The sequence below is a fragment of the Kitasatospora sp. NPDC057936 genome (assembly GCF_042887525.1).
GTDB lineage: Bacteria > Actinomycetota > Actinomycetes > Streptomycetales > Streptomycetaceae > Kitasatospora.
Genome location: NZ_JBHVPD010000055.1, coordinates 44047 through 69345 on the forward strand (window position 1 = coordinate 44047; position 25299 = coordinate 69345).

Here is a 25299-nt window from a genome sequence, read left to right on the forward strand (position 1 = left end):
GGCGAGCCACGGGCCCGGTCACCCCTTCCGGTGACCGGGCCCGCCGCTCGCCCCAGCCGAGGACAGCAGCCGCTCCAGGAGGGCGTCCAGCACCGCCCGGGGCTGCTCGGAGAGGTAGAAGTGCCCGCCGGGGAAGGCCAGCGACTCGAACGGGCCGCTGGTCCACTCACACCAGCCGGCCGCCTCCTCGGGAGTGAGCTCGGTGTCCTGGACACCGGTCAGGGCGGTCACCGGGCAGGGGAGCAGGCCCTCGGCGGCGGCCGGGTACGTCTCGATCAGCCGGTAGTCGCCCCGTACGGCCGGCAGGACCAGACGCAGCAGCTCGGGCAGCTCCAGTACCGCCGGGTCCGTGCCGCCCAGCCGGGCCAGTTCGGCGCACAGCGCGGCGTCGTCGAGCAGGTGGACGGTGCCGCCGCGGTGGTGCTGAGGCGCCTCGCGCGCCGAGACGAACACGTGGGCGGGCGCCCGGTGGCCCCGGCGCAGCAGGTGCAGGGCCAGCTCGTGTCCGACCGTCGCACCCATGCTGTGTCCGAACACCGCCCACGGCCGGTCCAGCAACGGGCCCACCGCATCGGCCAGTTCGGCCACCATGGCCGCCAGGTCGGGCGGTATCGGCTCGTCGAGGCGCTCCGCCCGGCCCGGCGGGCAGACGAGGACGAGGTCCACCTGGGGTGGGAGCAGCTCGGCCCACGTCCGGTAGAGCGCGGCCGAACCGCCCGCGTGCGGCAGGCAGATCAGACGCAGCGAGGCGTACGGGCGTGGGCGCGGGCGGCGCAGCCATCGGGAGTCGGGCATTGGTCCGGGTCCTCGTGGTCGTCACGGATTCGGTCAGCGCTGGGCGGGGTCGGGGATCGCGAGGCCGGCCGGGTCCGGCAGGTCCGGTACGGCGGCGACGAGCCGGGCGGTCACCGGGTCGGCGGGCGCGGACAGCACCCGCTGCACCGGCCCGCTCTCGCGGACCGTGCCGTCGGCGAGCACCGCGAGCGTGCCGCCGATCCGGGCGGGCACCGAGAGGTCGTGCGTGACGACGACCAGCGCGACGCCCAGGTCCCGGCGCAGCTCGTCCAGCAGGGCGACGACGGTGGCGGCCGTCGGCGGATCCAGTGCGCTGGTGACTTCGTCGCAGAGCAGCACCTCGGGTTGCGCGGCGAGGGCGCGGGCGAGGGCGACCCGCTGGCGTTGCCCGCCGGACAGCTCTCCGGGCCGCCGTCCGGCGTGCTCCGCGGTCAGGCCGACTCGCCCCAGCAGCCGGTGCACCTCGGCGCGTACGGCCTCGGCGTCCAGCTCCGGCCGGAACAGACCCAGCGGGCGCGCGATGATGCGGCCCACCGGGTGGCGCGGGTTCAGCGAGTCCTGGGGGTCCTGCGGTACGAGCTGGACGCGGCGGAGCTGGTCGCGGCCGCGCATTCGCAGCCCTGCCGGGAGTGCGTCGCCAGCGAGCCGGACGGTGCCCGTCCATTCGGGGTGCAGCCCGGCGAGGCAGCGCAGCAGGGTGGTCTTCCCGCTGCCCGACGGGCCGACCACGCTCAGGCAACCACCGGGTGCGACGGCGAGGGCGATGCCGGAGAGCACCGCACGGCCACCGCGGTGGGCGGAGAGCGCGTCGACGTCCAGCACCCGTGTCGAATCGGCGGCCCCGGTCGCAGGCCGCGCGGCCGGGAGCGTGCTTGCCCGGGCGGCCGCCACCAGCCGTCGCCCGGCCTCGCTCTCCGGTCGGGCGAGCACCTCGGCGACCGGTCCCCATTCGACCAGCTGCCCGGCGTCGAGGACGGCCACCTCGTCGGCCACCGAGGTCACCTGGGCCAGGTCGTGGGCGACCAACAGCACCGCCGGCCCGCCGTCCTCGCGCAGCCGCCGGACGTCCGCCAGCAGGGCGGCGGCCGTGGCCGGGTCGAGCGCGCTGGTCGGCTCGTCGAGCACCAGCAGGTCGGGCCGGTGCGCGAGCGCGCAGGCCAGGGCGACGCGCTGCCGCTGCCCGCCGGAGAGCTCGTACGGCCGTCGGCGCAGAAAGGCGGGGTCGTCCGGCAGCCGGGCCAGCCGCAGCGCCGCGCGGATCCGCTCGGGCCGTTCGGCGCGGGGAACGGCCCGGGCGCGCAGGAACTCGCCGATCTGGTCGGCCACGCGCAGCGTCGGGGCGAGCGAGGTGCGCGGGTCCTGGGGGACGTACCCGGAGTGCCGGGCGCGCAGTCGCCGCAGCGGCCGGGGCGCCAGGTCGAGCACCGGGTGCCCGGCCAGTCCGACCTGCCCGGACCGCAGCGCGAGCCCGGGGCGGATCTCGCCGAGCGCGGCGAGGGCGAGGGTGGTCTTCCCGCTGCCGGACGCGCCGACCAGCGCCAGGATCCGGCCCGGCGGCAGGTTCAGGTCGACGTGGTCGAGCACCGGCGCACCGTCCGGCCCGGCCAGGCAGAGCCCGCGGACGCGCAGCACGGAGCCGTTGTCCGGGGCGCCGTTCGGGGCATCGTTGGGCGTGGCAACTCGGCGACGAGGTCGGGGGGTTGCCCGAGCGGCAGCCGGAGAGGCGGTGTCGACCAGCAGGTTCGCGGACAGCAGCAGGACCAGGATCGCGGCCGCGGGCACGGCGACCGCGAGCGGCTGCAGGGCGAGCCCGTCCCGGTTCTCCAGGATCATCAACCCCCAGTCCGCCGACGGTGGTTGGGTGCCGTACCCGAGGAACGACGCGGTGGAGACGATGAACACCGCTCCGACGAACCGCACCCCGGCGTCGGCCGCCAGCACCGGCGCGAGGTTGGGCAGCACCTCGCGCAGCAGGACGTACCCGGTGCGCTCGCCGCGCGCCAACGCCGCCTCGACGTAGTCGTGTTGCAGCGCCTGGAGGGTCGCCGCGCGCACCACCCGGACGACCTCCGGCAGTAGCACCACGGCGGCCGCCGCGCCGACCCCGAACCCGCCGTGCCCCAGCGCCACCACGGTCACGCTCAGGAGTAGGAAGCCGGGCAGGCTCAGCAGCACGTCCGTCGCACGCAGCACCCAGGTGTCGAGGCGCCCACCGCGCAGCGCCGCGAGCATCCCGGCGGCCGCGCCCAGCCCGTACGCGGCGGCGAGTGCGGCCGTCGACTGCACCAGCAGCGCCCGTCCGCCGGCCAGGAGCCGGCTGAGCACGTCCGAGCCGAGGTGGTCGGTGCCCAGCGGGGCCGCGCCGCCGGCGGGTGCGTACGGCATGTCCAGGACCTCGCCGCTCCCGTGTGGGGCGAACAGCGGGCCGAGCATGGCGAGCAAGACGACGGCGATGAGCACGCCACCCGCGGCGACTGTCTGGACCCGCCTCTTTCGTATCATCAACTCGTTGTCCTAGCAGCGGGATTGAGTGCTCGGGCGAGCAGGTCGGCCAGCAGGTTGAGCACGATGGTCAGGCACGCGACCAGCAGGGCGCAGCCCAGCACGACCGGGGTGTCCCGGGAGGCGGTGGCGTTCACCAGCGCGGCCGCCAGCCCGGGGTAGCCGAACAGCGTCTCGGCGACCAGCGTCCCGCCCAGCAGATAGGCGAGGTAGCGGGCGAACGCCGGGACGGCGGGCACGACGGCGGCGGGCATTACCCAGCGCAGCACGACCCGGTGTTCGGGCACTCCGCCGAGTCGCGCGGCGAGGACGGCGTCCGAGCCGGTGGCCGTGAGCACACCCGAGCGCACCAGCCGCACGTTCTGGGCCAGGCTGACCGAGAGCAGCGTGACCACCGGCAGGACCAGCAGCTGGGGTTGGGTGAGCACGCCCTCCCCGGCGGGCGGCACCGAGACCGCAGGCAGCCAGCCGAGACCCACCGCGAACACCAGCACGAGCAGCGTGCCGGTCACGAACTCGGGCAGGCTGACCAGCGTGAGGGTGGCCGCCGACACCGTGCGGTCCGCGGCCTGACCGGCCCGCAGCCCTGCCCAGAGGCCGAGGCCGAGCGCCAGGGGCACCAGCAGGACGGCGGTCACCGCACCCAGCAGCAGCGAATTGCCGGCCCGCTCGGCGATCAGCCGGGCGACCGGCTCGCCATTGGCGTAGGAGGTGCCGAGGTCGCCCTGGACGGCATGCCACAGCCAGTGCGCGTAGCGGGTCCACAGCGGCTCGTCCAGGCCCAGCTGGTGCCGGAGTTCGGCGATCCGCTCCGGTCCGCCGTGACCGGCCAGCCGGGCGGTGGCCGCGTCCCCGGGGGCCAGGGCGGTGGCGGCGAACACCAGGACGGAGACGGCCAGGAGCGTTCCTGCCGCGCCGCCGAGTGCGCGGAGCGGCCTCAGCACGTTCCTCATGCGCCGAGGAACGCGTCGCGCAGGGACGGGTAGTCGAAGAACCCGAGGGCCTTGACGCCCTGGACGCTCGGCTTGGCCGCCGCGACCGGCGGGATCCGCGCGAAGACCACGTCGCCGCCGTGCTCGTAGAGGTGGTGCTGGACGTCGTGCACCGCGCGGGTGCGCTTGGCGTCGTCCCCGACCGCCGCGTGCATGGCCGTCAGCAGCCCGTCCAAGGTCGGACCGGCGGGCCCGGTGAAGGGGTACGACGCCTTCGAGCCGTAGTACATCGACAGTTGCAGCGGCAGCGGCATCGCGTGGTAGAGGTTGGTCTGCAGCGGGGTGCTGAGCAGGGTCTTGATGTCGGTGTAGTAGTCGGCGGCGGGGATCTTGTCGACGTTCACCGACAGCCCGGCGTCCTTGGCCTGCTGGACGAAGGCGGTGGCGCTCTCCAGCGTGCCGTACTCGTAGTCGCTGGTGCGGACCGAGAGGGTGAGGCCGCCGAGTCCGGCGGCGGCGAGCACCGTGTGGGCCTGCGCGGGATCGTGGGCCGGGCGCGGCAGCGAGGTGTCGTACCAGGACTGGTGACGGCCGAGCGCGTCGTCGGCGACCTCCCCGTAGCCGAGGGTGACGGTGCGCACCATCGCGTCCCGGTCGACGGCGAGGCGCAGCGCCTGGAGGGCCTCGGGCTTGTCGAAGGGGTGGGCGCCGAGGTTCATGGTGAGCGCCAGGTCGCTCCAGAGTTCCTGCGGCGCGGTCAGCACCCTGAGCGCGGGGTTCTTCGCCTCGGCGCGGGCGGCGGCCAGCGAGATGGCGCCGGCGTAGTCGAACTGGCCGGCCTTCAGGCCGTTCAGGCGGGCCCCGGCGTCGGCGACGGAGACCAGCTCGATCTCGTCCAGGTACGGCCCGCCGCCGGCCGCCGCGCCCCAGTAGTCGGTGCGCGCGGTCAGCAGACTGCTCGCGCCCCGGGACCAGCTCTTGAGGACGAACGGGCCCGAGCCGACGGAGTGTTCGAAGTCCGTGGTGCCCGCCGGGAAGACGAACATCGACTGGGCGAGGACGAGGTCGAAGAAGCCGTCCGGCGACTTGAGCGCCAGAACGACGGTGCGCGGGTCCGGGGCGCTGGAGGCGGCCGGGTCGAGGGCGCTGAGCAGGCCGCTCTGCGTGGTCGGGTTGGTGGCCAGCGTGCGCAGGCTGAACAGCACGTCCTCGGCGGTCAGCTTGCGGCCGTCGCTGAAGGTCGCGCCGTCGCGGACGCGGACGGTCCAGCGGGTCGCGTCCGGGCTCGGCTCGACGGATTCGGCCAGCCGCCAGACCGGCTTGCTGTCCTCGATCTCGCCGAGGGTGTCCCAGACCAGCCGGGCCCGGACGTAGTCGACCGCGCTGCCGGTGGCCTGGAGCACGCTGGTCGACTCGGCGGCCGAGCCGGCGAACGTGGCCCGCAGCCGCCCGCCCTTGCGGGGTGCGACCGAGGAACCGGTGGCGGCTGTGAGCGGCGGCCGCGTGCCGTCGCTCCCGCACGCGGCCAGCAGGCCGCTCACGGTGGCAGCCCCGAGGCCGGCGCCGACGCCTCTGAGCATGGAGCGGCGGGATATCTGATCAGGAGTCACGTGACCTCATTCGAACGGGCGGAGGGCGGGCCCTCACTCTAGAATGAAACGATAATGCTTTTCAATAAGGTTCCTGGGGGTCTCATGTCCGACCGCTCGCCCGCCCGTACCCGTCGCGCCGGGGTTCTCGACCGATCGACCGCAGCCGCCTGGATCGCGCGCTGGGAGATCCAGCAGGAGAGGTACGCGGTCGACCGCGAGGAGCGCTTTGAGGCGATCGACGACGTGGTGGAGCTGGCGACCGCGAGGAACCCGCGGCCGCTGGTGGCCGACCTCGGCTGCGGTCCCGGCTCGCTCGCGGTCCGGCTTGCCGGCCGCCTGCCGGGCGCGCGTGTGGTCGCTGCCGACGCCGACCCGTTGCTGCTCGCGCTGGGGCGTGCATACGGCTTGAACGCGGTCGAGTACGTGGACGCCGTCATCGGAGAGCCCGGTTGGGTGACCGCGCTCGGGCTGGACCGTCCGCTGGACGCCGTGGTGTCCAGCGCGGCGTTGCACTATCCGCAGGCCGAGGCGTTGGGCGCGATCTACCGCGACCTGTCCGATGCGCTCAGGCCGGGTGGGGTGCTCGTCAACGGTGACCACATGGAGCCCGGCGACCCCGCGATGGCAGCGTTCGCTCGCGCCGTCGGCCGCCGCCGGGCCGAGCGGCGAGCCGAGGTCGAGGGGGAGGACTGGCAGTCGTGGTGGGACGCCGCCGCGCGGGAGCCCGCGTTCGCCGAGCTGCTGGCGGAGCGGGCCGAGCGCCCGGCCTTGGCCGATGGGGGCGACAACCTGTTGTCGGCTGCCGACCATGAACGGTTGCTCCGCGCGGCCGGATTCCGGTCCGTGGGGGTGGTCTGGCGGTGCGGCCCGAGCTGCGTCCAGGTGGCCGTTCGCTGATTCCGTATCGGGCCCGGCAGGCGGCATGACTGCCTCGACTGATGGTCGAGGGCGGTCGAACCCGGGTTGGCCGGGTCTGGTGATCGCTGGAGGTCAGTGCGACGGCGAGTCGGTCCCGAGGGCTTCGGTGAAGGGGGCGTCGGACAGCCGCCAGTGTTCCATTCGGAGGGCGAGCTCGGAGTCGGTGAGCAGGCACTTGTTCAGCCGCTCGTGGAGCGACGGGACGTCGAGGTCGATGCCGGTGAAGGTCAGTTCGCAGCGGCGCTCGCCCTAGTGAGCGCGGCGACCACACCCAGCGCGAGTACGGCGACCGCACGGCGGCGGTTTCTCATATGTCCTTCGGTCATGGCTGACGGGTGCTCACTCATACGGGTCGCCCGGTTCGGCGATCCGATGGACCTGGTCCGCCGCCAGGACCGGGACGGCGCTGTCCTGGCCGGCCGGCCCGTCCGGCTGCCAGCGGCCGGTGACCTGGACCCAGGCGCCCTTGGGCGGTGCGTCGGCGCCATGGATCTCGACCTTGCTGGTCTGCGCGTCGGCGGCGCAGCAGGTGATCGTCAGCCGGGCGAGGTACCAGCCGCCTGCGTCGGGTGCGGGCGTGGCGAAGCCGGTGAGCCGGACCTGCCGTCCCTTGAGCGAACCGCTGGTGTCCCAGACGGCGCGGGCGTCGAAGTCGGCGAGCCGCATGGCGATCGGGTCGGTTGTGGGCAGCGGGGCGAGGCCGCCCGCGGCCTGCGCGGGTTTGACGGTGGTGCTGTCCGAGCGCTGTGCGGTGTAGGCGCCGAGCGCTCGGGGTTGAAGCAGATAGATTGCCAGGACGGGCAGGAGGAGGAGCCACGCGGTGCGGGGTGTGCCGTGACCGTGCCCGTGGTGGGCGTCGGGTGTGTCGGCGTCGTGCTTGGGGCGCAGCAACTCCCGGGCGGCGACGGCCGCGCCGATCAGGCCCACCGCGACGAGCAGTGTGCCGCTCGCGATCAGGTACGGTCGCAGGCCCTTGCGGACGTACCGCAGGTACAGCTCACTGAAGAGCGCGATGTGCAGCACTGCCGCACCGAGCAGGATGTGCAGCAGCGCCCGGACTTCGCGCCTCACAGAAGCCACCAGCCGGTCACGGTCGACGCGGTCACGGCGACGGCGAACATGGCGGCGCAGAAGCGCCAGGCGAAGGCCCGTCCGAAGGTGCCGGCCTGGAGGGCGATCAGTTTGGCGTCCACCATCGGGCCGACGACCATGAACGCCAGCCGGGCGGTGGGGGAGAAGCGGCTCAGTCCGGCGGCGACGAAGGCGTCCGCCTCCGAGCAGACCGCGAGCAGGACCGCCAGCAGGGCCAGGACCAGGACCTCGACGCCCGACAGGCCGGCCGCGCCCCTGAGCAGGTCGCGCGGCACGGCGACGTTCAGGGTGGCCGCCGTCATCCCGCCGATCACCAGGAAGCCGCCGGCGTGCAGGAAGTCGTGTTCCAGCGAGGCGCGGAAGGCCGTCCAGCCGGTCGGACCGTTCGACGGCACCCGGGGCCGCAGCCACTCCGGGCGGCCGAACCGGGCCCAGAGCAGCCCCATGACCACGGCGGTGGCGAGGGAGGCGAGGAAGCGCGCCGCCATCAGCTCGGGCTGCCCCCGGAAGGCGACGGCGGTGGCCACCAGGACCACCGGGTTGACGGCCGGTGAGGAGAGCAGGAACGCCAGCGCGGCGGCTGGCGCCCCCCCGCGCGCGATCAGCCGCTCGGCCCCCGGCACGGAGGCGCACTCGCAGCCGGGCAGCACCACCCCGGCCGCGCCGGCGATCGGCACGGCGAGCAACGGGTTCCGCGGCAGCGCCCGTTCCAGCAGCCGCGCGGGAACGAACGCGGCGATCGTGGCCGACAGCACCACGCCGAGCAGCAGGAACGGCAGCGCCTGCACGCAGACGGCGACGAAGACCGCCCCCCAGGCCTCCAGCCACGCCGGTCCCGTCCAGCCGCCCAGGAACTGACGGCCGACCAGCACGGCCACTATCTCGGCGACCAGCGCTTCGAGCGAACCGGGCGAGCGGACCCGGCGGCGGGTGCGGTCGGTGCCCGCAACCGGGTGCGGCCTGGCCTCGACGGCGGTCTTGTCAGCCATGGCGGCCGGACGCTCCTTCACCGCAGGAATCTGAGGTACGGCCGCACCCGAACGCGCGGCCGGGGGCGAGTCTAGGCGGTGCCTGCGGAGGAACGCCCGAGACCCCGGACAGAGCCCCAGCCGCGTCCCGGGGCTTGCTCTCCGATCCGAGACGTCGCCGATGGGTCGGGGCACAGCTGCCCGCCACACGTCCTGGGCGGTGGCGGCCCCGCGCGCCCTCACCACCGGCACCCGGCCGGCAGGTCAACTGCCTGCCAAGCGCTGAGCAAGGTCTCGGCAACGCCGTCATTTCGGACCGATGCTTCTGGTTGGCTGGGAAGCCGGGGCCGGACGAGGGTTCGGAGGGTCGCGCGGGACCGGGGGTTTCGGTGCCGGCGGCCTGAATGCTCGCGAACTCGTCCGTGTCCGGCCCCGAGGCCGGCTGCGCACGCTGTGTGGGGCACAGCGAGCGGACTCTGCGCAGCCGGCACCGCCTGCTCCCGAGCACGGAGTTCAGGGCTGCGGAGTGTCCCGGGAAGGGTGGTCGGGCCGGGCACCGCGGATTTCAGTCGACGTGCAAGGTGAGTTCGGCGGTGTGCAGTTGTCCGGCGGTCTGGAACTGCAGGAAGACCCGCCAGTTGCCGGGCTCGGCGAGCAGGGCCTGGAAGGTCAGGGTGGGCCCGCCGTGGTCGCCGTTGACGGTGTTCGCCGGGTGGAGGTGGGCCAGTGCCTGGTCACCCTCGTGGAAGGCGGTGAGGTGGGCGTAGCTGTCCAGGTAGGGCTGGAGGTCGGTGACGGGGCGGCCGGCCTGGCTGACGGTGGCGGTCAACTGGTGTGCACCGGCCATCGGTTGGGCGTGCAGGGTGACGGTGTAGCCGTCGACGACGGTGCTGCCGGTCGGGGCGGGCAGGGGTGTCGGGACAACCTCGCCCGGCACCGTCACGGTGCGGCTGAGGACGAGCTCTGTGGCGTGGGGGCCGGTGTTCGGGATGAAGTCGGCGTACAGCCGCCAGGTGCCCGGAGCGAGGGCGGCGAGATCGGCGGTCCAGGTGCCGTCGTCGGAGATGTCCGGGTGCAGGTGCTGGAAGCCGGTGAGATCGGTGCGGATCGCGTAGAAGTGCAGCTTCCTGGTCTGATGGACGGTGAAGTCGGTGACGGGGGTGCCGTCAGGGCCGGTGACGGCGAATTGGAAGGCCGTCGGCAGGCCGGCCGGCACGCCGCAGGTCGCGGCGTTCAGGCGGTAGCCGTCCTGCTCGGTGGCGAGGCCGCGGGCGAGGCCCTGGGCGGTGCCCGCCGCGTGCGCCATCCCGGGCATTCCCGGCATGCGCGCCGTCGCGTCCCGGGGTGAGCCGGAGGAGACGGGCGGGACGGATGCGGCCATCCCGAGCACGAGCAGCACGGGCACGCAGGACGCGAGCAGCCAACCTCGGGAGAATGAACGAGGCGGAGAAGCGGTCATCGGCAGGTTCCCGAGCCGGCGCGGCGAAGCCGGCGCCGTCCGGGGTCGAGGAGATTCGGCCTCGCTACAACAGGAGACCGGTGACGGGAACCGCGATAACGGAAAGTCCAGGCCGAGCGGAACGCCCTCGGCGGCGCCGACGGCGGTCGGGCCATGGAGGGCACACAGCGGGTGGCCAGGTTGTCGGCCGGCTCGGCGTCGGCTGGGAGGGAGGCAAAGGGGGTGGCGAGGTCGGGACGAGTTCCACGGACGTCACGGATTCGCGAGGTCGGCCCCCGCCTTGAGGACCGGTCATGCCGCCTCGATGCCGAGGGCTGCAGCGAAGGGGTCGTCGGGCAGGCGCCAGTGGTCCGTTCCGAGGGCGAGTTCGGAGTCGGTGAGCAGGCAGCTGTTCAGTCGCTCGTGGAGGGAGGGGACGTCGAGGTCGATGCCGGTGAAGGTCAGTTCGCAGCGGCGCTCGCCGTAGTAGGGGTGCCAGAGCAGTGCGGCGAACGTGCGCCGCTCGGCCGAGGCCGTCTGCCATGCCTTGCCGTCGTGCTCGGGTAGCCAGGTGCCCGCGGTGTGGATGGCCAGGTGCTCGCCGGCGGACTCCCAGCGGTGGATGGACCGGGGCCGGTTGGCGAGCCACAGGTGCCCGTGTCCGCGTATGACATCCGGGCAGATTTGCGCCAGTGCGTCGTGCAGGCGTTGTGGGTGCATCGGCCGGCGGGAGGACCAGTACGTGGTGCGGACGCCGAACTCCGGCGCGCGCGGCTGTCGGGGGACGGGCAGTGGGCCGTGCCGGTCCCGGACGTCGTCGGGGTCGAAGTGGTTCCGGCCGATCAGTGCCGGGAGGTCGGGCGTCCAGAGGGCGCCGGTCAGCGGGTCGTGGCAGATGTGGGCCATGGAGCGGTACGCGGAGAGGTGGCGCACCAGGGCGACGGCGCGTGCGGAGGCGGCGGGATCCGGGTCGTGTGCGTTCGAGGTCACCACGGTCCTGGCGCTCGCGAGGTGGCGGGCGGCGGTCTCGGCGACGGTGCGCCGGTCTGCGGGGCCGATGGCCAGTCCCCGGTCCAGGAGCCGGTCGCCGGAGCCCAGATCGTCCTCGAGTCGCGACAGGTCGACGCAGGCGGCGACCGTGTCGATGCGCAGGTGGTCGGCGAGTGCCTGCCCGCGGACGTGGCCCTCCGCCACATCCAGGGCGACCAGGTCCGGCGCCATGCCCGGTGGCAGGGCGAGCAGCAGGTGCCGGTAGCGGGCGGTGCGCGTCAGCTGCAGCAGGACGGCGAGCAGGGCCGGCGGCAGCGCGTCGGAGGAGCAGGGGCGCGCCGGGGTCAGCGTGCCGCCGCCGACCGGTCCGCGACGCTCGTGCACCTGCCAGGAGGCCGTACGGGCGTCGGCGGCGACCTGCACGGTGAGCACCGCGAGGCCCGGGACCTCGATGCGCGCCAGGTCGGCGACGCAGTCCCGGACGCCGGTGGCGAGGCCGCCGAGCACTGTGATCGGCAGCGGGCGGGGCTCGCCCTGCGGGGTCAACTGATTCCTCCTCGGTGCACCGGACGAGTCGGTGTGTGTCAGCTCGCCGTGCCGGGCTTCGAGCCGGTGAGGCCGTAGCGGCGCTGGAAGCGCTCGACGCGGCCGGCGGTGTCCAGGACGCGGGCGTTGCCGGTGTAGAACGGGTGGCTGGCGGAGGAGATCTCGACGTCGATGACGGGGTAGGTGTTGCCGTCCGTCCACTCGATCGTCTTGTCGCTGGAGGCGGTCGAGCGGGTGAGGAAGGCGAGGTCGCCGGCCTTGTCGCGGAAGACGACGGGGCGGTACTCGGGGTGGATGCCGGACTGCATGGGGTTCTCCTGGTGGCAGGCGGGGTGGGTGGTCAGCGCTCTTCGCGGAAGTCGACGTGCTGCCGGACTACCGGGTCGTACTTGCGCAGCACCAGGCGGTCGGGGTCGTTGCGGCGGTTCTTGCGGGTGACGTAGGTGTAGCCGGTTCCTGCGGTGGAGCGGAGTTTGATGATCGGGCGCAGTTCGTTGCGGGCCATTGGGGGTCCTTCCTGGTGTGTCGGACTGGCGTGGACTTCACCATAGCGTAATGGTTTTCGTTTTCATCTAGTGTAGTGTCGGCTCAACGTTCGCGGCAGCGGCGGCATTCCCATGGGCTGCCGGCCCCGTCTGCCGCCGCTGTCCTCACCGGCACGGAGTCGCCATGTCCGCCCACTGCCAACTCACCGGCCGCAAGCCCGGTTTCGGCAACGCCATCTCCCACTCGCACCGCCGCACCCGGCGCCGCTTCGACCCCAACGCCCAGACCAAGCGCTACTGGCTGCCGAGCGAGGGCCGGTTCGTCCGCCTGACGCTGAGCGCCAAGGGCATCAAGACCGTCGACAAGCTCGGCATCGAGAGGGCCGTCGCCGTCGTGCGTGCCCGGGGAGAGAAGGTCTGATGGCCAAGCGCAGCAAGATCGCCAAGAACGAGCAGCGCCGAGCCGTTGTCGCCCGGTACGCCGAGCGCAGGGCCGAGCTCAAGCGCCTGATCGCCTCCCCGGCGACCGCACCCGAGGACCGCCTGGCCGCGCAGGCCGAGTTGCAGCGCCAGCCGCGCGACGCCAGCGCCACCCGGGTCCGCAACCGCGACGCGGTCGACGGCCGCCCGCGCGGCTACCTGCGGGCCTTCGGGCTCTCCCGCATCGGTGTACGTCAGCAGGCCCACGCCGGATTCCTGCCCGGTGTGCGCAAGGCCAGCTGGTAGCGCACCGCGTGAACTGGTCGCGCCCCGTGCCGCGCGGACTCTCCCGGGTCGCGCCGTCCGGGGCGCGACCCCCAACCTGCTCCGCCGGCCAACGCCGGTGCAGTGACTGAGAAAGGAAGACCCGTGTCCCAACAGAGCCTGCTGCCCGTGGTGGTGGTCGCCGGCCTGCACGAGGCCGAGCGGCGTCAGGCCGTCCTGGAGCTGCTCGCCGGCTGCGAGGGGGCGGTGGTCCTGCACCACGACCTGACCGCAGCCGGCAAGGGCAGGGTGAGCCGAAGGGCCTGGGACGCATCCGGTCCGCTGGGCGAGGCCCACGTGCCGCTCACCAACGACTGCCCGTGCTGCGCGCTGCGGGAGGACCTGCTGCCCGAACTGCTGAAGATCGCCGATGCCGGGAGGCATCGCCTCGCGGTGGTGGAGCTGTGGGGCGGCAGCGACCCGCACCCGCTGGTCGAGGTGATAGCGGGCGGTGAGGCCGACGACCGGTGCATGCACGAGGTGGTGGACGTGGTCGGCGTGGTCACGGCCGTCGACCCGCTCCGGGTCGTCCCGGAACTGTCGGTCTCGGACCAGCTCTTCGAGCATCATCTGCACACCTGTGGCGACGATGACCGCACGGTGGCGGAGGCGCTCGCCCACCAGATCGAGTACGCCGACGCGCTGGCCGTCTCCCGCGCCGAGCAGGCCGCCGGGACGGCGGAGTTGCATGCGGGCATCGCGATGCTGCGGCAGCTCCACCCGACCGCCCGTGCGGTGCGTCTGGGAACCGGAGCTCTGGTTCGTGCGGCGCTCGGGGGATTCGACGTGGCGGCCGCCCGCGACCGGGTGAACCCGGCACTGGCCCTGCTGCCGCAGGAAGCCGACGAAGCGGGGGTGGCCACGCTGGTCTGGGAGCGGCGTCGGCCGCTGCATCCCGAGCGCCTGTATGACGCACTCGACCAGCTGGTCCCGGCCGCGCAGCGCAGCCGGGGGCGGTTCTGGCTCGCCAACCGCCCCGACCTGATGCTCGCCTGGGACGCGGCGGGGGCCAACCTGGCGGTGGAGGAGTGCGGTCCGTGGCTGGCCACGCTGCCGGACGCGGCCTGGGAGCTCTACCCGCCCGCCCGACGGGCCGCCGCGGCGCTCGACTGGGACGCCGTCCACGGCGACCGGGTGCAGCAACTGTGCTTCACCGCCGAAGGCTTGGACGTGGACGGGATCACCGAGCTTCTCGACTCCTGCCTGCTCACCGACGCCGAACTCGCGGCCGGCGAACCGGGCTGGAAAGCCCTGCCAGACGCCTTTAATGAACTGCTCGAGCCGGTCTCCTGACCTGCCGTCAACTTCAGCCGGAAGCAAGGAAAGACGTGATCAAGATCGCTCCCGCGCGCAGGGACCGCAAGCCGCTGCACGAAGCCCGCATCACCTACATCGACTACAAGGACACCGACCTCCTGCGGAAGTTCATCTCCGACCGCGGCAAGATCCGCAGCCGTCGGGTCACCGGCCTCACCGTCCAGCAGCAGAAGGCGATGGCGCGGGCCGTCAAGAACGCCCGCGAGACGGCGCTGCTGCCGCACGTCTCCGGTGGCCCGACCGCCGCGAAGGCGGGCCGGTGAGCGGCCGCCTCCCGGTCACCGTGCTGTCCGGATTCCTCGGTGCGGGCAAGACCACGCTGCTCAACCACCTGCTGAACAACCGGGAAGGCCTGCGGGTCGCGGTCATCGTCAACGACATGAGCGAGATCAACATCGACGCCGCCCTGGTCCGCGAGGGCGGCGGCGCCCTCTCCCGGACCGAGGAACGCCTGGTCGAGATGACCAACGGCTGCATCTGCTGCACCCTGCGCGACGACCTGCTGGAGGAGGTCGACCGCCTGGCCCGGGCCGGGCGCTTCGACTACCTGCTGATCGAGTCCAGCGGCATCTCCGAGCCGATGCCCGTCGCGGCCACCTTCGCCTTCGCCCGCGACGACGGCGCGACCCTGGGCGACGTGGCCCGCCTGGACACCATGGTCACCGTGGTCGATGCCGCGAACTTCCTGCCCGAACTGCGCGGCGGCGACGAGCTGACGGCCCGCGGCCTCGACCAGTACGAGGACGACGAACGCACCGTCAGTGACCTGTTGATGGACCAGGTCGAGTTCGCCGACGTCCTGGTCCTGAACAAGACCGACCTGGTCACGGCCGAGGAGGCCGACCGGCTCGCCGCCGCACTCAGCCGCCTCAACCCCGCGGCCAGGATCGTCCGCGCGACCGGCGGCAAGGTCCCGCCCGCCGAACTCCTAGGCACCGGCCTATTCGATCTGACCAAGGCCCAGGAGGCCCCCGGCTGGGTCGCCGAGCTCAACGGCGACCACGTGCCGGAGACCGAGGAGTACGGCATCACCAGCCTGGTCTTCCGCGCCGAACGGCCCTTCCACCCCGGCCGGCTCTGGGAGTTGGTGAGCCGCCGGCTCGATGCGGGGGAGTTCGGCACCGTCCTGCGCTCGAAGGGCTACTTCTGGCTCGCCTCCCGGCCGGCCGTCACCGGCCTGTGGTCGCAGGCGGGCTCGGTTGCCCGCTTCGAACCCTCCGGCATGCGCCCGACCACGAGCCCGGCGACGGACCTGGTCACGCTGACCGATGCCACGGCGCTGACCGGCCTCGGCGACGAGCAGGTGCACAGCGGCCAGGAGCTGGTCTTCATCGGCACCGGCCTACGCAAGGACGAGCTGCGCGCCGCACTCGCCCACTGCCTGCTGGACGACGCCGAACACACGGCCGGGCCACGCGCCTGGACGGCGTTCGAGGACCCGTTCCCGGCGTGGGACGAGTACGAGCTCCAGCAAGACCACGACCACACCCACGCATAGCAGGAGGAACCCGGCATGGCCGTCCCCAAGCGCAAGACGTCCCGCAGCAACACCCGGCACCGCCGCGCCAACTGGAAGGCGACCACGCCGCAGCTGGTGCCGATCACCATCGACGGCCGCGAGCACCTCGTGCCACGCAACCTGGTCCGCGCCTACGAGCGTGGCCTGCTGACTCCCGGGGCCTGAGACGCCATGCCCAGGCCGGCATCCCCGCGCCAGGCTGCCCAGCTGACCGTGCTCAAGAACCACGCCCGCCAACTCCTCGCCCTGACGGACGAGGACATCGTCCTGATCCGGCAGCTCGACTGCACCGAACCCGGCTGCCCGCCCGTGGAGACCGTCGCCGCCGTGCTCCCACCCGCCGGCGGCACCCGGCGCTGGACACTCCACCACCCCGTCGACGAGATCACGCCCGACCTGCTCGCAGCCGCCCTCGCCGAGCCCCCGACGACCTCCGAAGGAGAACGACCGTGAGCAACCCAGCCACGACGATCGACGAGCCCACGGACCAGGTCGACACCCGTGTCCCCGTCACCGTCCTGACCGGCTTCCTGGGCTCCGGCAAGACCACCCTGCTCAACCGCATCCTCACCGAGCAGCACGGCCTGCGCATCGCCGTCATCGAGAACGAGTTCGGCGAGGTCGGTGTCGACGACGCCCTCGTGCTCGACGCCGAAGAAGAGATCTTCGAGATGAACAACGGCTGCATCTGCTGCACCGTCCGAGGAGACCTGATCCGTATCCTCGGTGCGCTGATGCGCCGCCGCGACACGTTCGACCGCATCATCATCGAGACCACCGGCCTGGCCGACCCGGCCCCCGTCGCCCAGACCTTCTTCATGGACGACGAGATCTCCTCCCAGCTGCGCCTGGACGCGATCGTCACCCTGGTCGACGCCGCGCACGTCCTCGACCACCTCGACGAGGTCAAGCCCGAGGGCGTCGAGAACGAGGCGGTCGAGCAGGTCGCCTTCGCGGACAAGATCGTCCTCAACAAGACCGACCTGGTCAGCGAAGAACACCTCACCGAGGTCACCGCACGGATCCGCGCGATCAACACCCCGGTCGAGATCATCCGCGCCCAGCACGCCAAGGTCGAGCTGGACAAGGTCCTGGACGTCCACGCCTTCGACCTCGACCGGGTACTGGAAGGCGAGCCGGCCTTCCTCACCGAGACCGAGCACCAGCACGACACCACCGTCACCTCCGTCGGCATCGACCTTTCCGGCGACCTAGACCAGGACCGCCTCAACCGCTGGCTCGGCCACCTGCTGCGCACCAAGGGCGCCGACATCTTCCGCTCCAAGGGCATCCTCGCCATCGCCGGCTCGGAGCGGCAGTACGTCTTCCAGGGCGTCCACATGCTGCTGGAGGGCGAGAACGGGCGCCCGTGGCGGGACGGCGAGACTCGCCGCAACCGCCTGGTCTTCATCGGCCGCAACCTCGACCGCGAGCAGCTCAACGAGGACTTCGCCAACTGCCTCGCGGCCAACTCCCGTGCAGGAGACCGCGCATGACGAGCGCCACCACCGCCCCCGCCTGGACCACCGCCGTCGACGACGCGCCGATCGCCGTCGCCACCGCCGCCGGCCTGGTCGCGATCGCGGGCGCGGGCGGCACCGCGTGGATCCTGGAGGCCGCAACCGGCACCCCGGTGGGCACCGTCACGCTGCCCGGCGGACTGCTCGCCGCGGCCTTCTCCCCGGACGCCGCCCACCTCGCACTGTCCGGCCCCACTGGCCACGCGCTCTGGCGCCGCGCCGACGGGCGCGTCCTGGCCGAGCAGACCGGATCCTGGTCCAGCGCCGTACGGTGGCCCGCTCCCGACCGGGTCGCCGTCGCCTCCGGGCGCCGCGCCCTGGTCCTGGACCCGGACGGCACCCAGCAGTGGACCACCGACCCGGCCCCCAGCACCGTCACCGACCTCGCCTGGCTACGCGAGGGCCGACGCCTCGCCAGCTCCGCCTACGGCGGCGTGCGCTGCCACGAACGGCACACCGACAAGCCGGTCACCGAGTACAGGTACCTCGGCTCGCACCTCGCCATCGCGCTCAACCCCAACGGCCGATGGATCTGCACCGGCAACCAGGACTCCAGCATCCACATCTGGCGCACCCTCCCCCAGCCTTCGGCCGGGGGTGCCCCCATCGGCGACGACCTCACCATGCAGGGCTACCCCGAGAAGATCGCCCGCCTCGCCTTCGACGACACCGGCCGCTGGCTGGCCTCCGACGGCGCCCCCGACATCACCGTCTGGGACTTCTCCGGCAAGGGACCCGCCGGCACCAGCCCGCGCTCGCTGCGCGCCCACGAGACCATCACCGCCCTGGCCTGGCGCCCCGGCGGCTCGGCCGTCCTCGCCAGCGCGGGCGCCGAGGGCATCGTCGCCTTCTGGCGCGCCGACTCCGGCCGCCCCGGCGCCCGAGTCAAGCCCGCATGGCTGCGGGAACTGCCCGAGCCGGTCACCGCGCTGGCCTGGGCCGACCCGCGCACCCTGGTGATCGCCGACTACGAGGGGCGGGTCGAGGCGTGGCCGCTGCAGGACGTCCTGGCCCGGTGACGATGCGACCCGGCGGACGGCCCTGCACACTGGTCGTCTGCCGGGGCTGCTGCTGCGGCAGTGCCGCCAAGCACCCCGACACCGACCACTCCGGTCAACTCGCCCGCCTGCACGCGGTCGCCGCCGCAGCCACGCACGGCGGGTTGCTCGTGCGCACCACGGACTGCCTGGACGCCTGCGCACAGTCGAACGTCATCGTCGTCCAGCCCTCCGCCCGAGGCCGTGCCCAAGGCGGCCGACCGGTCTGGTTCGGCTGGGCACTCGACGACGACAGCCTCGACCTGATCACCTGGTACGCACTCGCCGGCGGCCCCGGCATCGCCGAACTCCCCGCCACCCTGGACCTTCAGCGCATCGCGCCGCCCCACAGCGGCGACCAGGCACGCACCCGCCGGTGACGGCTCCCGGTTGCCCACCACCCGCGTCCGACCAGGCGGGCAACCCACCACTGCGCACGGAAGGACCGGCCATGGGGCACGCACCCGACACCGCGGTCACCACCCCGGCCCTCCTGGACCTGCGAACCGCCGAGCAACTCGCGGCCACCCTGCAAGCCCTCGCCGCCCCCTCACGGCTGCTGATCCTCGCCCGCCTGCGACAAGGTGCTTGCCCGTCAACCGAACTGGCCGCCGCCGTCGGCATGGAGCAGTCCGCCTGCTCCCACCAACTGCGCCTGCTGTGGACCCTCGGCCTGGTCACCCGCCAGCGCCAGGGTCGCACCGTTGTCTACGACCTCTACGACCACCATGTGGCGGCCCTCCTCGACCAAGCCTTCGCCCACATCGAACACCTGCGACTTGCTTGACGCGATGGCACGTGCTGAGTGCCGGTGGTGCCGATCACCATGGATCGCCGACGACCACATCGCGCCGCGGGTTCACGGCTGGAGAGTTGGGAAGCGCGTCGCGGTAGGCGTGGGCCGGCTGGGGATGATCGCCAGCTGGTTGTGTCGAGCGCGGGCAGTTTCGCTCGGGTGGCGGTCGGGGCGAGTCGATCGCACATCAGCAGGCACAAGCACTGGTGCAGTCGCAGGTGCAGTCGCCCGGGTCGGCCTCGGCGGCAGGGGGAGGGCAGCAGGCTTCGCCGCGCCAAGCCTGCCGACCCTCCTTGACCGCGATCGCGGCGATCGCCAGGGCGGCGACCGGGTCGGCCCAGGACCAGCCGAGGGTGGCGTTGGCGAGCAGGCCGGCAAGCAGGACCGCCGAGAGGTAGGTGCAGAGCAGCGTCTGTTTGGAGTCGGCGACCGCCGAGGCCGAGCCGAGTTCACGTCCGGCGCGGCGCTGGGCGGCGGAGAGGACCGGCATGACGGCCAAGGACACGGCGGCCAGCACGACCCCCGGCAGCGAGTGCTGCGGGTGACTGCCGCCGTAGAGCGTGAGGACGGCGTCAATGCTCACATAGGCGGCCAGCGCGAAGAACGACAGCGAGATCATCCGCAACGTGATGTGCTCCCGTGCTTCGCGCACGGCGTGCTCACGGGCGGAGAACTGCCAGGCCAGGGCGGCAGCGGAGGACACCTCGACCAGGGAGTCCAGGCCGAAGCCGACCAGTGCGGCAGAGGAGGCCAGGCTGCCTGCGGTGATGGCGGCGACGGCCCCGACGACGTTGTAGGCGATGGTGGCGGCGGCCAGCAGTCGTATCCGGCGGGCCAGGGCGTTGCTCCGAGCTGCGGGTGGCATCAGCAGCATTCCTGGTCGTCGGCGTCCGGGCAGCTGCGGGCTTGGTCGACGGTGACGACGGCGGTGCGAAGGTCGTCCAGGGCGTGGCCGAGCCGGGGGTCGGCGAGCTCGTACCGGATGCGGCGTCCTAGCGGGACGGCTACCACCAGGCCGCAGTCGCGTAGGCAGGCCAGGTGGTTCGAGAGTCGTGTCCGGGAGATCCCCAGCGCCTCGGCCAGGTCGGCGGGGTGTGCCGGGGCATCGCGCAGGGTGAGCAGGAGGCGGCAGCGGATCGGGTCGGCGAGCGCGCGGCCGAACCGCACCAGCACGTCGACGTCGGCGGCGAGAGTCAGCATGCGCCCCACGGTAGTTCATGTATCTCTGAATTCATAGATCTATGAACTATGCGTGAGGGCCAGTCAAAGTTCGGCAATGATTTTCATCTCAAAGTAAAACGGCCTGGTTCTGAAAATCGTTTCCGACTAGCGTGGGAGGCGTCCAGCCGAGACGGGAGACGGGCCCTTCCCCAGGGGGTCCGCACGCTCGTGATGAGTAACAGCCTCAAGGAGTACCCACGCCATGCGCGTCGTCCTGCGCCGCTCCGTCCGCAGACACCCCGCCCGCCTCCTCCTGAGCGCCGCCGCCGTCGCCGCCCTCGCGACCACCAGCGCCTGCTCGACCTCCTCGCCGGCGAAGACGAGTCTGTCCAGCACGGCCGGCTCCAAGACCATCCAGGTGGTGGCGGCGGAGAACTTCTGGGGCAGCATCGCCACCCAGCTCGGCGGTGACCACGTCGAGGTGACCAGCATCATCACCAACCCGGACACCGACCCGCACTCCTACGAGCCGACCGCCGCCGACGGGCGGACCATCGCGGGCGCGGACTACGTGATCACCAACGGGATCGGCTACGACGCGTGGTCGGACAAGCTCCTCGCCGCGAACCCGGGACCGAACCGGACGGCGCTGAAGGTCGGTGACCTGGTGGGGAAGAAGGAGGGCGACAACCCGCACCAGTGGTACTCGCACGACAGCGTCTACAAGGTGATCGACCAGATCACCGCCGACTACAAGAAGATGGATCCGGCCGACGCGGCCTACTTCGACAGCCAGAAGCAGACCTTCGAAAGCCAGACTCTGGCCAAGTACAACCAGCTGGAGACCGACATCAAGGCGAAGTACGCGGACACCCCGATCGGCGCCTCCGAGTCGATCGTCACCCCGCTCGCCGATAGCGTGGGCCTGAAGATGCTCACCCCGGAGACCTTCCTCGACGCGGAGAGTGAGGGCACCGACCCGACCGCCGCCGACAAGGCGACCATCGACCAGCAGATCTCCGGCAAGCAGATCAAGATCTATGTGTACAACAGCCAGAACTCCAACCCCGACGTGGTGGCCCAGGTCGACGCGGCCAAGAAGCAGGGCATCCCGGTGGCCCAGGTCACGGAGACCCTCGCCCCCGCGAACGCCACCTTCCAGGACTGGCAGACCCAGCAGCTGCAGGGCATCGCTGACGCGCTGAAGCAGGCGACGGGCAAGTGAGCATCCACCCGATCGAGAAGGTCCGTACGGACATGGAGCGCACCGACCCGCTCTCCGAGCCCCGGCAGCCGACCGGTGAGCCGGTACTGTCGCTGAGCGGTGCGGCGGTGCGGGTGGGCGGGCGGACCCTGTGGTCGGGTGTCGATCTGACCGTGGGGGCCGGGGAGTTCACCGCCGTCCTCGGCCCCAACGGGGTGGGCAAGTCCACCCTGGTCAAGGTCCTGCTGGGGATCCTTCCGGCGGCGGCCGGCGAGGTACGGGTGCTCGGCGGCACGCCCGGCGCGCGCAGCTCGGCCGTGGGGTACCTGCCGCAGCGGCGGAGCTTCGACGCGAGCGTGCGCATCCGCGGGGTGGACGTGGTGCGGATGGGTCTGGACGGGGATCAGTGGGGGATCCCCGTCCCGGGCCTGGGCCGGGCCAAGCGCAGGGCTGCCCGCGACCGCGTCGCAGAGGTCGTCGAGCTGGTCGGCGCGAGCGCGTACGCGCACCGGCCGATCGGGCAGTGCTCGGGTGGCGAGCAGCAGCGGCTGCTGATCGCCCAGGCGCTGATACGGCGCCCGCGACTGCTGCTCCTGGACGAGCCGCTGGACAGCCTCGACCTGCCCAACCAGAGTGCCATCGCCGCGCTCCTCGGCCGGATCTGCCACCAGGAGGGCGTGTCCGTGGTGATGGTCGCCCACGACGTCAACCCGATCCTCCACCACCTGGACCGGGTCGTGTACATCGCGGAGGGTGGCGCCGTCGCCGGCACGCCCGCCGAGGTGATCACCTCCGAGACGTTGACCCGCCTCTACCGCACGCCCATCGAGGTGTTGCGCACCTCGGACGGGCGGTTGGTGGTCGTCGGCCAGCCCGAGGCGCCGGCGCTGCACAGCGACCGGCACTCCGGGCCCGGCACGGGAGGCGGCCATGTTTCTGGCTGACTCCTCATCGCCCGCCTTCTCCTGGAACCTCCTCGCCGACTTCCAGGAGATGTGGGCGTACCCGTTCATGGTCAACGCCTTCCGTGCCGGCGCGATCGTCTCCGTGGTCTGCGCGGTGGTGGGCTGGTTCATGGTGCTGCGGCGGCAGACCTTCGCCGGACACACCCTGTCCGTCGCCGCCTTCCCCGGCGCCTCACTGGCGATCCTGCTCGGCGTGAGCACCAGCCTGGGCTATTTCGGCTTCTGCGTCGCCGCCGCCCTGGTGATCGCCGCACTCGGGCGCACGGGCCGCGACACGGGCGCGGAGGAGTCCGCCGTCACCGGGACCGTGCAGGCCTTCGCACTCGCCTGCGGCTACCTGTTCATCAGCCTGTACAAGGGACTCCTGGAAGGGCCCACCGCACTGCTCTTCGGCAGCTTCCTCGGCATCACCACCGGCCAGGTGACGCTGCTGGCGATCGTCGGCGCGATCGTCCTCGCCGTCCTGGCGGTGATCGGGCGCCCGCTGCTCTTCGCCACCGTCGACCCCGAAGTCGCCGCCGGACGCGGGGTACCCGTACGCCTGCTGTCCACCCTGTTCCTGGTCCTCCTCGGGGCGGCGACCGCCGAAGCCAGCCAGATCACCGGCACGCTTCTGGTCTTCGCGCTGATGGTGATACCCGCCGCCACCGCCCAGCAGCTCACCTCCCGACCAGGCCGCAGCCTGGCGCTCGCCGTGCTGATCGGATTCGCCTCCTGCTGGCTCGGGTTGATCGCCGCCTACTACCAGCCCTACCCGCTCGGCTTCTTCGTGACCACCATCGCCTTCACCGGCTACGTCCTGGCCCACCTCGGCCGCGCCCTGCACGAGGCGCTCGGCCGGTCCCGGCCCCGCGGCCGGACACCGCTCTCGATCGGAGGTACGGCATGAACGTGCTCACCCAGCCCTTCTTCCAGCACGCGCTGCTCGCCGGTACCGCGATCGCGCTCGCGGCCGGTCTGGTCGGCTACTTCCTCGTCCTGCGCGCCCAGATCTTCACCGGCGACGCACTGAGCCACGTCGCGTTCACCGGCGCGATGGCCGCCATGGCCGGCGGCTACGACCTGCGGCTCGGGCTCTTCACCGCCACCGTCGGCGTCGGCCTGCTCATGGCCGGCATCGGCCGCCGGGGCCGTCCGGACGACGTGGCGATCGGCAGCGTCTTCGCCTGGATCCTGGGCCTCGGCGCCTTCTTCCTCACCATCTACACCACCTCCCGCAGCGGAGCGCAGGGCGGCGCCGGAACGACCGTCCTGTTCGGCTCGATCTTCGGCCTGAGTACAAGCCAGACCCAGCTCGCCGTCCTGATCGCCGCCGCGATCAGCGTCGTGCTGCTGCTGATCGCCCGCCCGCTGCTCTTCGCCACCCTGGACGAGGCCGTCGCAGCCGCCCGCGGCGTGCCCGTACGGCTGCTCGGCTTCGGCTTCGTCGCCCTGGTCGGCGCCACCGCCGCCGAAGCCACCCAGGCGGTCGGCTCCCTGCTGCTGCTCGGCCTCCTCGCCGCCCCGGCCGGCGCGGCGATCCGCCTCACCGACCGCCCCTTCCACGCCCTCGCACTGTCAGCCGGGCTCGCGGTCGCCGAGATGTGGGGCGGCTTGCTGCTCAGCGCCGAAGCCCCCAAACTCCCGCCGAGCTTCGCCATCATGGCCACAGCCGGCGCGGTCTACGCCGCGACCTTCCTGATCCGACCCCGTCGCACGGCCCGCCCAGCAGCGGCCTGACCACCATGCCGCAACGGGGGAACAACAGGAACGACGCACGGCTCTCCGCCCTGGCGGCGGTGTTCGACCGCAGGGCGGTCAACGCCGCCGCCAGTCCCGGCGGCCGCACCGCCGACGCCGCTCGGCCGCCGGCGCCAACGGGTGAGGTCGGACTGATCGGGAGGCCGACTGCGCAGCGCACCGAAGTCCTGCAAGCCCTGGCCGATTGCCAGGAGTTCATCAGCGCCCAGCTGCTCCACGTCGGGCTGCTCGCGGCCGGTTCGCGCGTGGGTCTGAGCACCGTCTACCGCACCCTCACGGCACTCGCCGCGGTCGGCCGCGCCGACGTGGTCCGCGACGCCAATGGCGAGCGCCTCTTCCGCTACCGTCACGACGACGATCACCGCCACTACCTGCTCTGCCGCCAGTGCGGGATCAGCATCCCGGTGGACGCCGGCCCGGTCGAGACCTGGGCCGACCACATCGCCCGAACCTCCGGCTTCGCCGACGTCCAGCACACCGTGGAGCTCGTTGGGACCTGCACCGGCTGCACTGCGGAGCGGGCCGACAACTGAACTCCCTGGACCGAGCGGAGCCGCTTGGGCCGTTCTCACCTCAGCCGCGCCGGTGTTGTGGTCTACCTTGAGCAGGCAGCGGGATGCGATGTCGAGCACGGGGATGCTGGGGTCGCGGGCGATCTGGACGAGGAGCCTTGGAGTAGGTCGCGAGGTCGGGGACGACCCCGAACGGGGTCTGCGCGCCCGCGAGCGCGGTGCAGAGCTGGTGCAGATCTCATCGAAGATCTGCAACTTCGCATTCGGACCGGCACTGAACCGATAAGGGACCAGCCCCACACGGTGAGCCTCGCGATACACCCACGCAACGGACACGTTCGGATACGCGGCAGTCTGCATGACGTTCATGAACTGCTCGGACACGGCTTCTCCTCGGTGGCCAGGTGGATTCAGCGGAGGGTCTGTACAAAGAACGGCTCTGGCCCGTATTCGGTGGTAACGAAGGGTGACGGTTGTCGTTGGCATGGTGTGCATGAGGTCAACGAGCTTGTGAGTGTGGTGTTTT

General features: G+C 72.3%; 29 protein-coding genes. 17 read left to right on the plus strand and 12 right to left on the minus strand.

The window, feature by feature from the left end; genetic code table 11:
• Positions 1-18: 18 nt before the first annotated feature.
• From ACFVU9_RS26365 to ACFVU9_RS26380, 4 genes are read right to left on the minus strand one after another with little or no spacing between them, the layout of a single operon-like run.
• Positions 19-795: a thioesterase II family protein gene (locus tag ACFVU9_RS26365; RefSeq protein WP_387597394.1), complete on the minus strand. Its 777-nt coding sequence runs from the start codon at positions 793-795 to the stop codon at positions 19-21.
• A gap of 33 nt (positions 796-828) precedes the next feature.
• Positions 829-3297 (minus strand): ATP-binding cassette domain-containing protein, encoded by a 2469-nt coding sequence (locus tag ACFVU9_RS26370; protein ID WP_387597397.1) that lies wholly within the window; start codon positions 3295-3297, stop codon positions 829-831.
• On the minus strand, positions 3297-4250 hold the full coding sequence (locus ACFVU9_RS26375) for an ABC transporter permease (protein WP_387597400.1): 954 nt from the start codon (positions 4248-4250) through the stop codon (positions 3297-3299). The genes ACFVU9_RS26370 and ACFVU9_RS26375 overlap by 1 nt, the downstream gene beginning before the upstream one ends.
• On the minus strand, positions 4247-5809 hold the full coding sequence (locus ACFVU9_RS26380; protein WP_387597403.1) for an ABC transporter substrate-binding protein: 1563 nt from the start codon (positions 5807-5809) through the stop codon (positions 4247-4249). The genes ACFVU9_RS26375 and ACFVU9_RS26380 overlap by 4 nt, the downstream gene beginning before the upstream one ends.
• 114 nt (positions 5810-5923) lie before the next feature.
• Here ACFVU9_RS26380 and ACFVU9_RS26385 point away from each other — a divergent pair, with 114 nt between their 5' ends.
• Positions 5924-6718 carry a class I SAM-dependent methyltransferase gene (locus ACFVU9_RS26385; RefSeq protein ID WP_387597406.1) on the plus strand — a complete coding sequence of 265 codons (795 nt, stop codon included), beginning with the start codon at positions 5924-5926 and terminating at the stop codon, positions 6716-6718.
• 360 nt (positions 6719-7078) lie between these two features.
• On the opposite strand, the gene ACFVU9_RS26390 is transcribed toward ACFVU9_RS26385, so the two are convergent.
• From ACFVU9_RS26390 to rpmG, 6 genes are all read right to left on the minus strand, one after another.
• Positions 7079-7819, minus strand: coding sequence for a TIGR03943 family putative permease subunit (locus tag ACFVU9_RS26390; RefSeq protein WP_387597409.1), 741 nt, complete (start codon positions 7817-7819; stop codon positions 7079-7081).
• Positions 7807-8820, minus strand: a complete 1014-nt coding sequence (locus tag ACFVU9_RS26395; RefSeq protein WP_387597412.1) for a permease — start codon at positions 8818-8820, stop codon at positions 7807-7809. The genes ACFVU9_RS26390 and ACFVU9_RS26395 overlap by 13 nt, the downstream gene beginning before the upstream one ends.
• Before the next feature lie 544 nt (positions 8821-9364).
• A complete protein-coding gene (locus ACFVU9_RS26400; protein WP_387597414.1) occupies positions 9365-10204 on the minus strand; it encodes a hypothetical protein in 840 nt (279 codons plus the stop codon).
• Between the two features lie 345 nt (positions 10205-10549).
• On the minus strand, positions 10550-11773 hold the full coding sequence (locus ACFVU9_RS26405; RefSeq protein ID WP_387597417.1) for a GTP-binding protein: 1224 nt from the start codon (positions 11771-11773) through the stop codon (positions 10550-10552).
• 38 nt (positions 11774-11811) lie between these two features.
• Positions 11812-12081: a type B 50S ribosomal protein L31 gene (locus ACFVU9_RS26410; RefSeq protein WP_387597420.1), complete on the minus strand. Its 270-nt coding sequence runs from the start codon at positions 12079-12081 to the stop codon at positions 11812-11814.
• A 32-nt stretch (positions 12082-12113) separates the two neighbouring features.
• Positions 12114-12278 (minus strand): 50S ribosomal protein L33, encoded by a 165-nt coding sequence (gene rpmG, locus ACFVU9_RS26415; protein WP_030461239.1) that lies wholly within the window; start codon positions 12276-12278, stop codon positions 12114-12116.
• 164 nt (positions 12279-12442) lie between these two features.
• Between rpmG and rpmB the strand changes: the two genes are divergently transcribed.
• From rpmB to ACFVU9_RS26470, 11 genes are all read left to right on the plus strand, one after another.
• A complete protein-coding gene (gene rpmB / locus ACFVU9_RS26420; protein ID WP_387597424.1) occupies positions 12443-12679 on the plus strand; it encodes a 50S ribosomal protein L28 in 237 nt (78 codons plus the stop codon).
• A complete protein-coding gene (gene rpsN, locus ACFVU9_RS26425; protein ID WP_387597427.1) occupies positions 12679-12984 on the plus strand; it encodes a 30S ribosomal protein S14 in 306 nt (101 codons plus the stop codon). The genes rpmB and rpsN overlap by 1 nt, the downstream gene beginning before the upstream one ends.
• A gap of 123 nt (positions 12985-13107) precedes the next feature.
• Complete coding sequence (locus ACFVU9_RS26430) at positions 13108-14295, plus strand: CobW family GTP-binding protein (RefSeq protein ID WP_387597430.1); 1188 nt, start codon at positions 13108-13110, stop codon at positions 14293-14295.
• 35 nt (positions 14296-14330) lie between these two features.
• Entirely contained in the window at positions 14331-14582 is a 252-nt protein-coding gene (gene rpsR, locus ACFVU9_RS26435; protein ID WP_387597433.1) for a 30S ribosomal protein S18, read from the plus strand.
• Positions 14579-15817, plus strand: coding sequence for a GTP-binding protein (locus ACFVU9_RS26440; protein WP_387597436.1), 1239 nt, complete (start codon positions 14579-14581; stop codon positions 15815-15817). The genes rpsR and ACFVU9_RS26440 overlap by 4 nt, the downstream gene beginning before the upstream one ends.
• A gap of 15 nt (positions 15818-15832) precedes the next feature.
• Positions 15833-16003 (plus strand): 50S ribosomal protein L32, encoded by a 171-nt coding sequence (rpmF, locus tag ACFVU9_RS26445; protein WP_387597439.1) that lies wholly within the window; start codon positions 15833-15835, stop codon positions 16001-16003.
• A gap of 6 nt (positions 16004-16009) precedes the next feature.
• On the plus strand, positions 16010-16291 hold the full coding sequence (locus ACFVU9_RS26450) for a hypothetical protein (RefSeq protein WP_387597442.1): 282 nt from the start codon (positions 16010-16012) through the stop codon (positions 16289-16291).
• Positions 16288-17334: a CobW family GTP-binding protein gene (locus tag ACFVU9_RS26455; protein ID WP_387597445.1), complete on the plus strand. Its 1047-nt coding sequence runs from the start codon at positions 16288-16290 to the stop codon at positions 17332-17334. Before ACFVU9_RS26450 ends, ACFVU9_RS26455 begins: the two co-directional genes overlap by 4 nt.
• On the plus strand, positions 17331-18377 hold the full coding sequence (locus ACFVU9_RS26460; RefSeq protein WP_387597448.1) for a WD40 repeat domain-containing protein: 1047 nt from the start codon (positions 17331-17333) through the stop codon (positions 18375-18377). The genes ACFVU9_RS26455 and ACFVU9_RS26460 overlap by 4 nt, the downstream gene beginning before the upstream one ends.
• 2 nt (positions 18378-18379) lie before the next feature.
• On the plus strand, positions 18380-18775 hold the full coding sequence (locus ACFVU9_RS26465) for a (2Fe-2S) ferredoxin domain-containing protein (RefSeq protein ID WP_387597476.1): 396 nt from the start codon (positions 18380-18382) through the stop codon (positions 18773-18775).
• Between the two features lie 71 nt (positions 18776-18846).
• Complete coding sequence (locus tag ACFVU9_RS26470; RefSeq protein WP_387597451.1) at positions 18847-19182, plus strand: ArsR/SmtB family transcription factor; 336 nt, start codon at positions 18847-18849, stop codon at positions 19180-19182.
• A 196-nt stretch (positions 19183-19378) separates the two neighbouring features.
• Here the strand turns inward: ACFVU9_RS26470 and ACFVU9_RS26475 are convergent, their stop codons facing one another.
• Together ACFVU9_RS26475 and ACFVU9_RS26480 are read right to left on the minus strand one after the other, a co-directional pair.
• Positions 19379-20065: a cation transporter gene (locus tag ACFVU9_RS26475; protein WP_387597454.1), complete on the minus strand. Its 687-nt coding sequence runs from the start codon at positions 20063-20065 to the stop codon at positions 19379-19381.
• Positions 20056-20391 (minus strand): ArsR/SmtB family transcription factor, encoded by a 336-nt coding sequence (locus ACFVU9_RS26480; protein ID WP_387597456.1) that lies wholly within the window; start codon positions 20389-20391, stop codon positions 20056-20058. Before ACFVU9_RS26480 ends, ACFVU9_RS26475 begins: the two co-directional genes overlap by 10 nt.
• Before the next feature lie 223 nt (positions 20392-20614).
• Between ACFVU9_RS26480 and ACFVU9_RS26485 the strand changes: the two genes are divergently transcribed.
• The 5 genes from ACFVU9_RS26485 to ACFVU9_RS26505 are packed head-to-tail and all read left to right on the plus strand — an operon-like array spanning position 20615 to position 24794.
• The gene (locus ACFVU9_RS26485; RefSeq protein ID WP_387597459.1) at positions 20615-21577 is read left to right on the plus strand and encodes a metal ABC transporter solute-binding protein, Zn/Mn family; all 963 of its coding nucleotides are present in this window, start codon (positions 20615-20617) and stop codon (positions 21575-21577) included.
• Positions 21574-22500 (plus strand): metal ABC transporter ATP-binding protein, encoded by a 927-nt coding sequence (locus tag ACFVU9_RS26490; RefSeq protein WP_387597462.1) that lies wholly within the window; start codon positions 21574-21576, stop codon positions 22498-22500. The genes ACFVU9_RS26485 and ACFVU9_RS26490 overlap by 4 nt, the downstream gene beginning before the upstream one ends.
• On the plus strand, positions 22487-23410 hold the full coding sequence (locus ACFVU9_RS26495) for a metal ABC transporter permease (RefSeq protein WP_387597465.1): 924 nt from the start codon (positions 22487-22489) through the stop codon (positions 23408-23410). Before ACFVU9_RS26490 ends, ACFVU9_RS26495 begins: the two co-directional genes overlap by 14 nt.
• Positions 23407-24240, plus strand: a complete 834-nt coding sequence (locus tag ACFVU9_RS26500) for a metal ABC transporter permease (RefSeq protein WP_387597467.1) — start codon at positions 23407-23409, stop codon at positions 24238-24240. Before ACFVU9_RS26495 ends, ACFVU9_RS26500 begins: the two co-directional genes overlap by 4 nt.
• A 5-nt stretch (positions 24241-24245) precedes the next feature.
• Positions 24246-24794 (plus strand): Fur family transcriptional regulator, encoded by a 549-nt coding sequence (locus tag ACFVU9_RS26505; protein WP_387597470.1) that lies wholly within the window; start codon positions 24246-24248, stop codon positions 24792-24794.
• Positions 24795-25299 lie beyond the last annotated feature (505 nt).

Bases quoted from the DNA above. Each gene is read 5' to 3' on its own strand.
- ACFVU9_RS26460 (WP_387597448.1), top strand. From the start codon at position 17,331: ATGACGAGCGCCACCACCGCCCCCGCCTGGACCACCGCCGTCGACGAC.
- ACFVU9_RS26375 (WP_387597400.1), bottom strand. From the start codon at position 4,250: ATGAGGAACGTGCTGAGGCCGCTCCGCGCACTCGGCGGCGCGGCAGGA.
- ACFVU9_RS26505 (WP_387597470.1), top strand. From the start codon at position 24,246: ATGCCGCAACGGGGGAACAACAGGAACGACGCACGGCTCTCCGCCCTG.
- ACFVU9_RS26365 (WP_387597394.1), bottom strand. From the start codon at position 795: ATGCCCGACTCCCGATGGCTGCGCCGCCCGCGCCCACGCCCGTACGCC.
- ACFVU9_RS26495 (WP_387597465.1), top strand. From the start codon at position 22,487: ATGTTTCTGGCTGACTCCTCATCGCCCGCCTTCTCCTGGAACCTCCTC.
- rpmB (WP_387597424.1), top strand. From the start codon at position 12,443: ATGTCCGCCCACTGCCAACTCACCGGCCGCAAGCCCGGTTTCGGCAAC.
- ACFVU9_RS26395 (WP_387597412.1), bottom strand. From the start codon at position 8,820: ATGGCTGACAAGACCGCCGTCGAGGCCAGGCCGCACCCGGTTGCGGGC.
- ACFVU9_RS26450 (WP_387597442.1), top strand. From the start codon at position 16,010: ATGCCCAGGCCGGCATCCCCGCGCCAGGCTGCCCAGCTGACCGTGCTC.
- ACFVU9_RS26480 (WP_387597456.1), bottom strand. From the start codon at position 20,391: ATGCTGACTCTCGCCGCCGACGTCGACGTGCTGGTGCGGTTCGGCCGC.
- ACFVU9_RS26465 (WP_387597476.1), top strand. From the start codon at position 18,380: ATGCGACCCGGCGGACGGCCCTGCACACTGGTCGTCTGCCGGGGCTGC.
- ACFVU9_RS26500 (WP_387597467.1), top strand. From the start codon at position 23,407: ATGAACGTGCTCACCCAGCCCTTCTTCCAGCACGCGCTGCTCGCCGGT.
- ACFVU9_RS26380 (WP_387597403.1), bottom strand. From the start codon at position 5,809: ATGCTCAGAGGCGTCGGCGCCGGCCTCGGGGCTGCCACCGTGAGCGGC.
- ACFVU9_RS26485 (WP_387597459.1), top strand. From the start codon at position 20,615: ATGCGCGTCGTCCTGCGCCGCTCCGTCCGCAGACACCCCGCCCGCCTC.
- ACFVU9_RS26385 (WP_387597406.1), top strand. From the start codon at position 5,924: ATGTCCGACCGCTCGCCCGCCCGTACCCGTCGCGCCGGGGTTCTCGAC.
- rpsN (WP_387597427.1), top strand. From the start codon at position 12,679: ATGGCCAAGCGCAGCAAGATCGCCAAGAACGAGCAGCGCCGAGCCGTT.
- ACFVU9_RS26475 (WP_387597454.1), bottom strand. From the start codon at position 20,065: ATGCTGCTGATGCCACCCGCAGCTCGGAGCAACGCCCTGGCCCGCCGG.
- ACFVU9_RS26470 (WP_387597451.1), top strand. From the start codon at position 18,847: ATGGGGCACGCACCCGACACCGCGGTCACCACCCCGGCCCTCCTGGAC.
- ACFVU9_RS26370 (WP_387597397.1), bottom strand. From the start codon at position 3,297: ATGATACGAAAGAGGCGGGTCCAGACAGTCGCCGCGGGTGGCGTGCTC.
- rpmG (WP_030461239.1), bottom strand. From the start codon at position 12,278: ATGGCCCGCAACGAACTGCGCCCGATCATCAAACTCCGCTCCACCGCA.
- rpmF (WP_387597439.1), top strand. From the start codon at position 15,833: ATGGCCGTCCCCAAGCGCAAGACGTCCCGCAGCAACACCCGGCACCGC.
- ACFVU9_RS26410 (WP_387597420.1), bottom strand. From the start codon at position 12,081: ATGCAGTCCGGCATCCACCCCGAGTACCGCCCCGTCGTCTTCCGCGAC.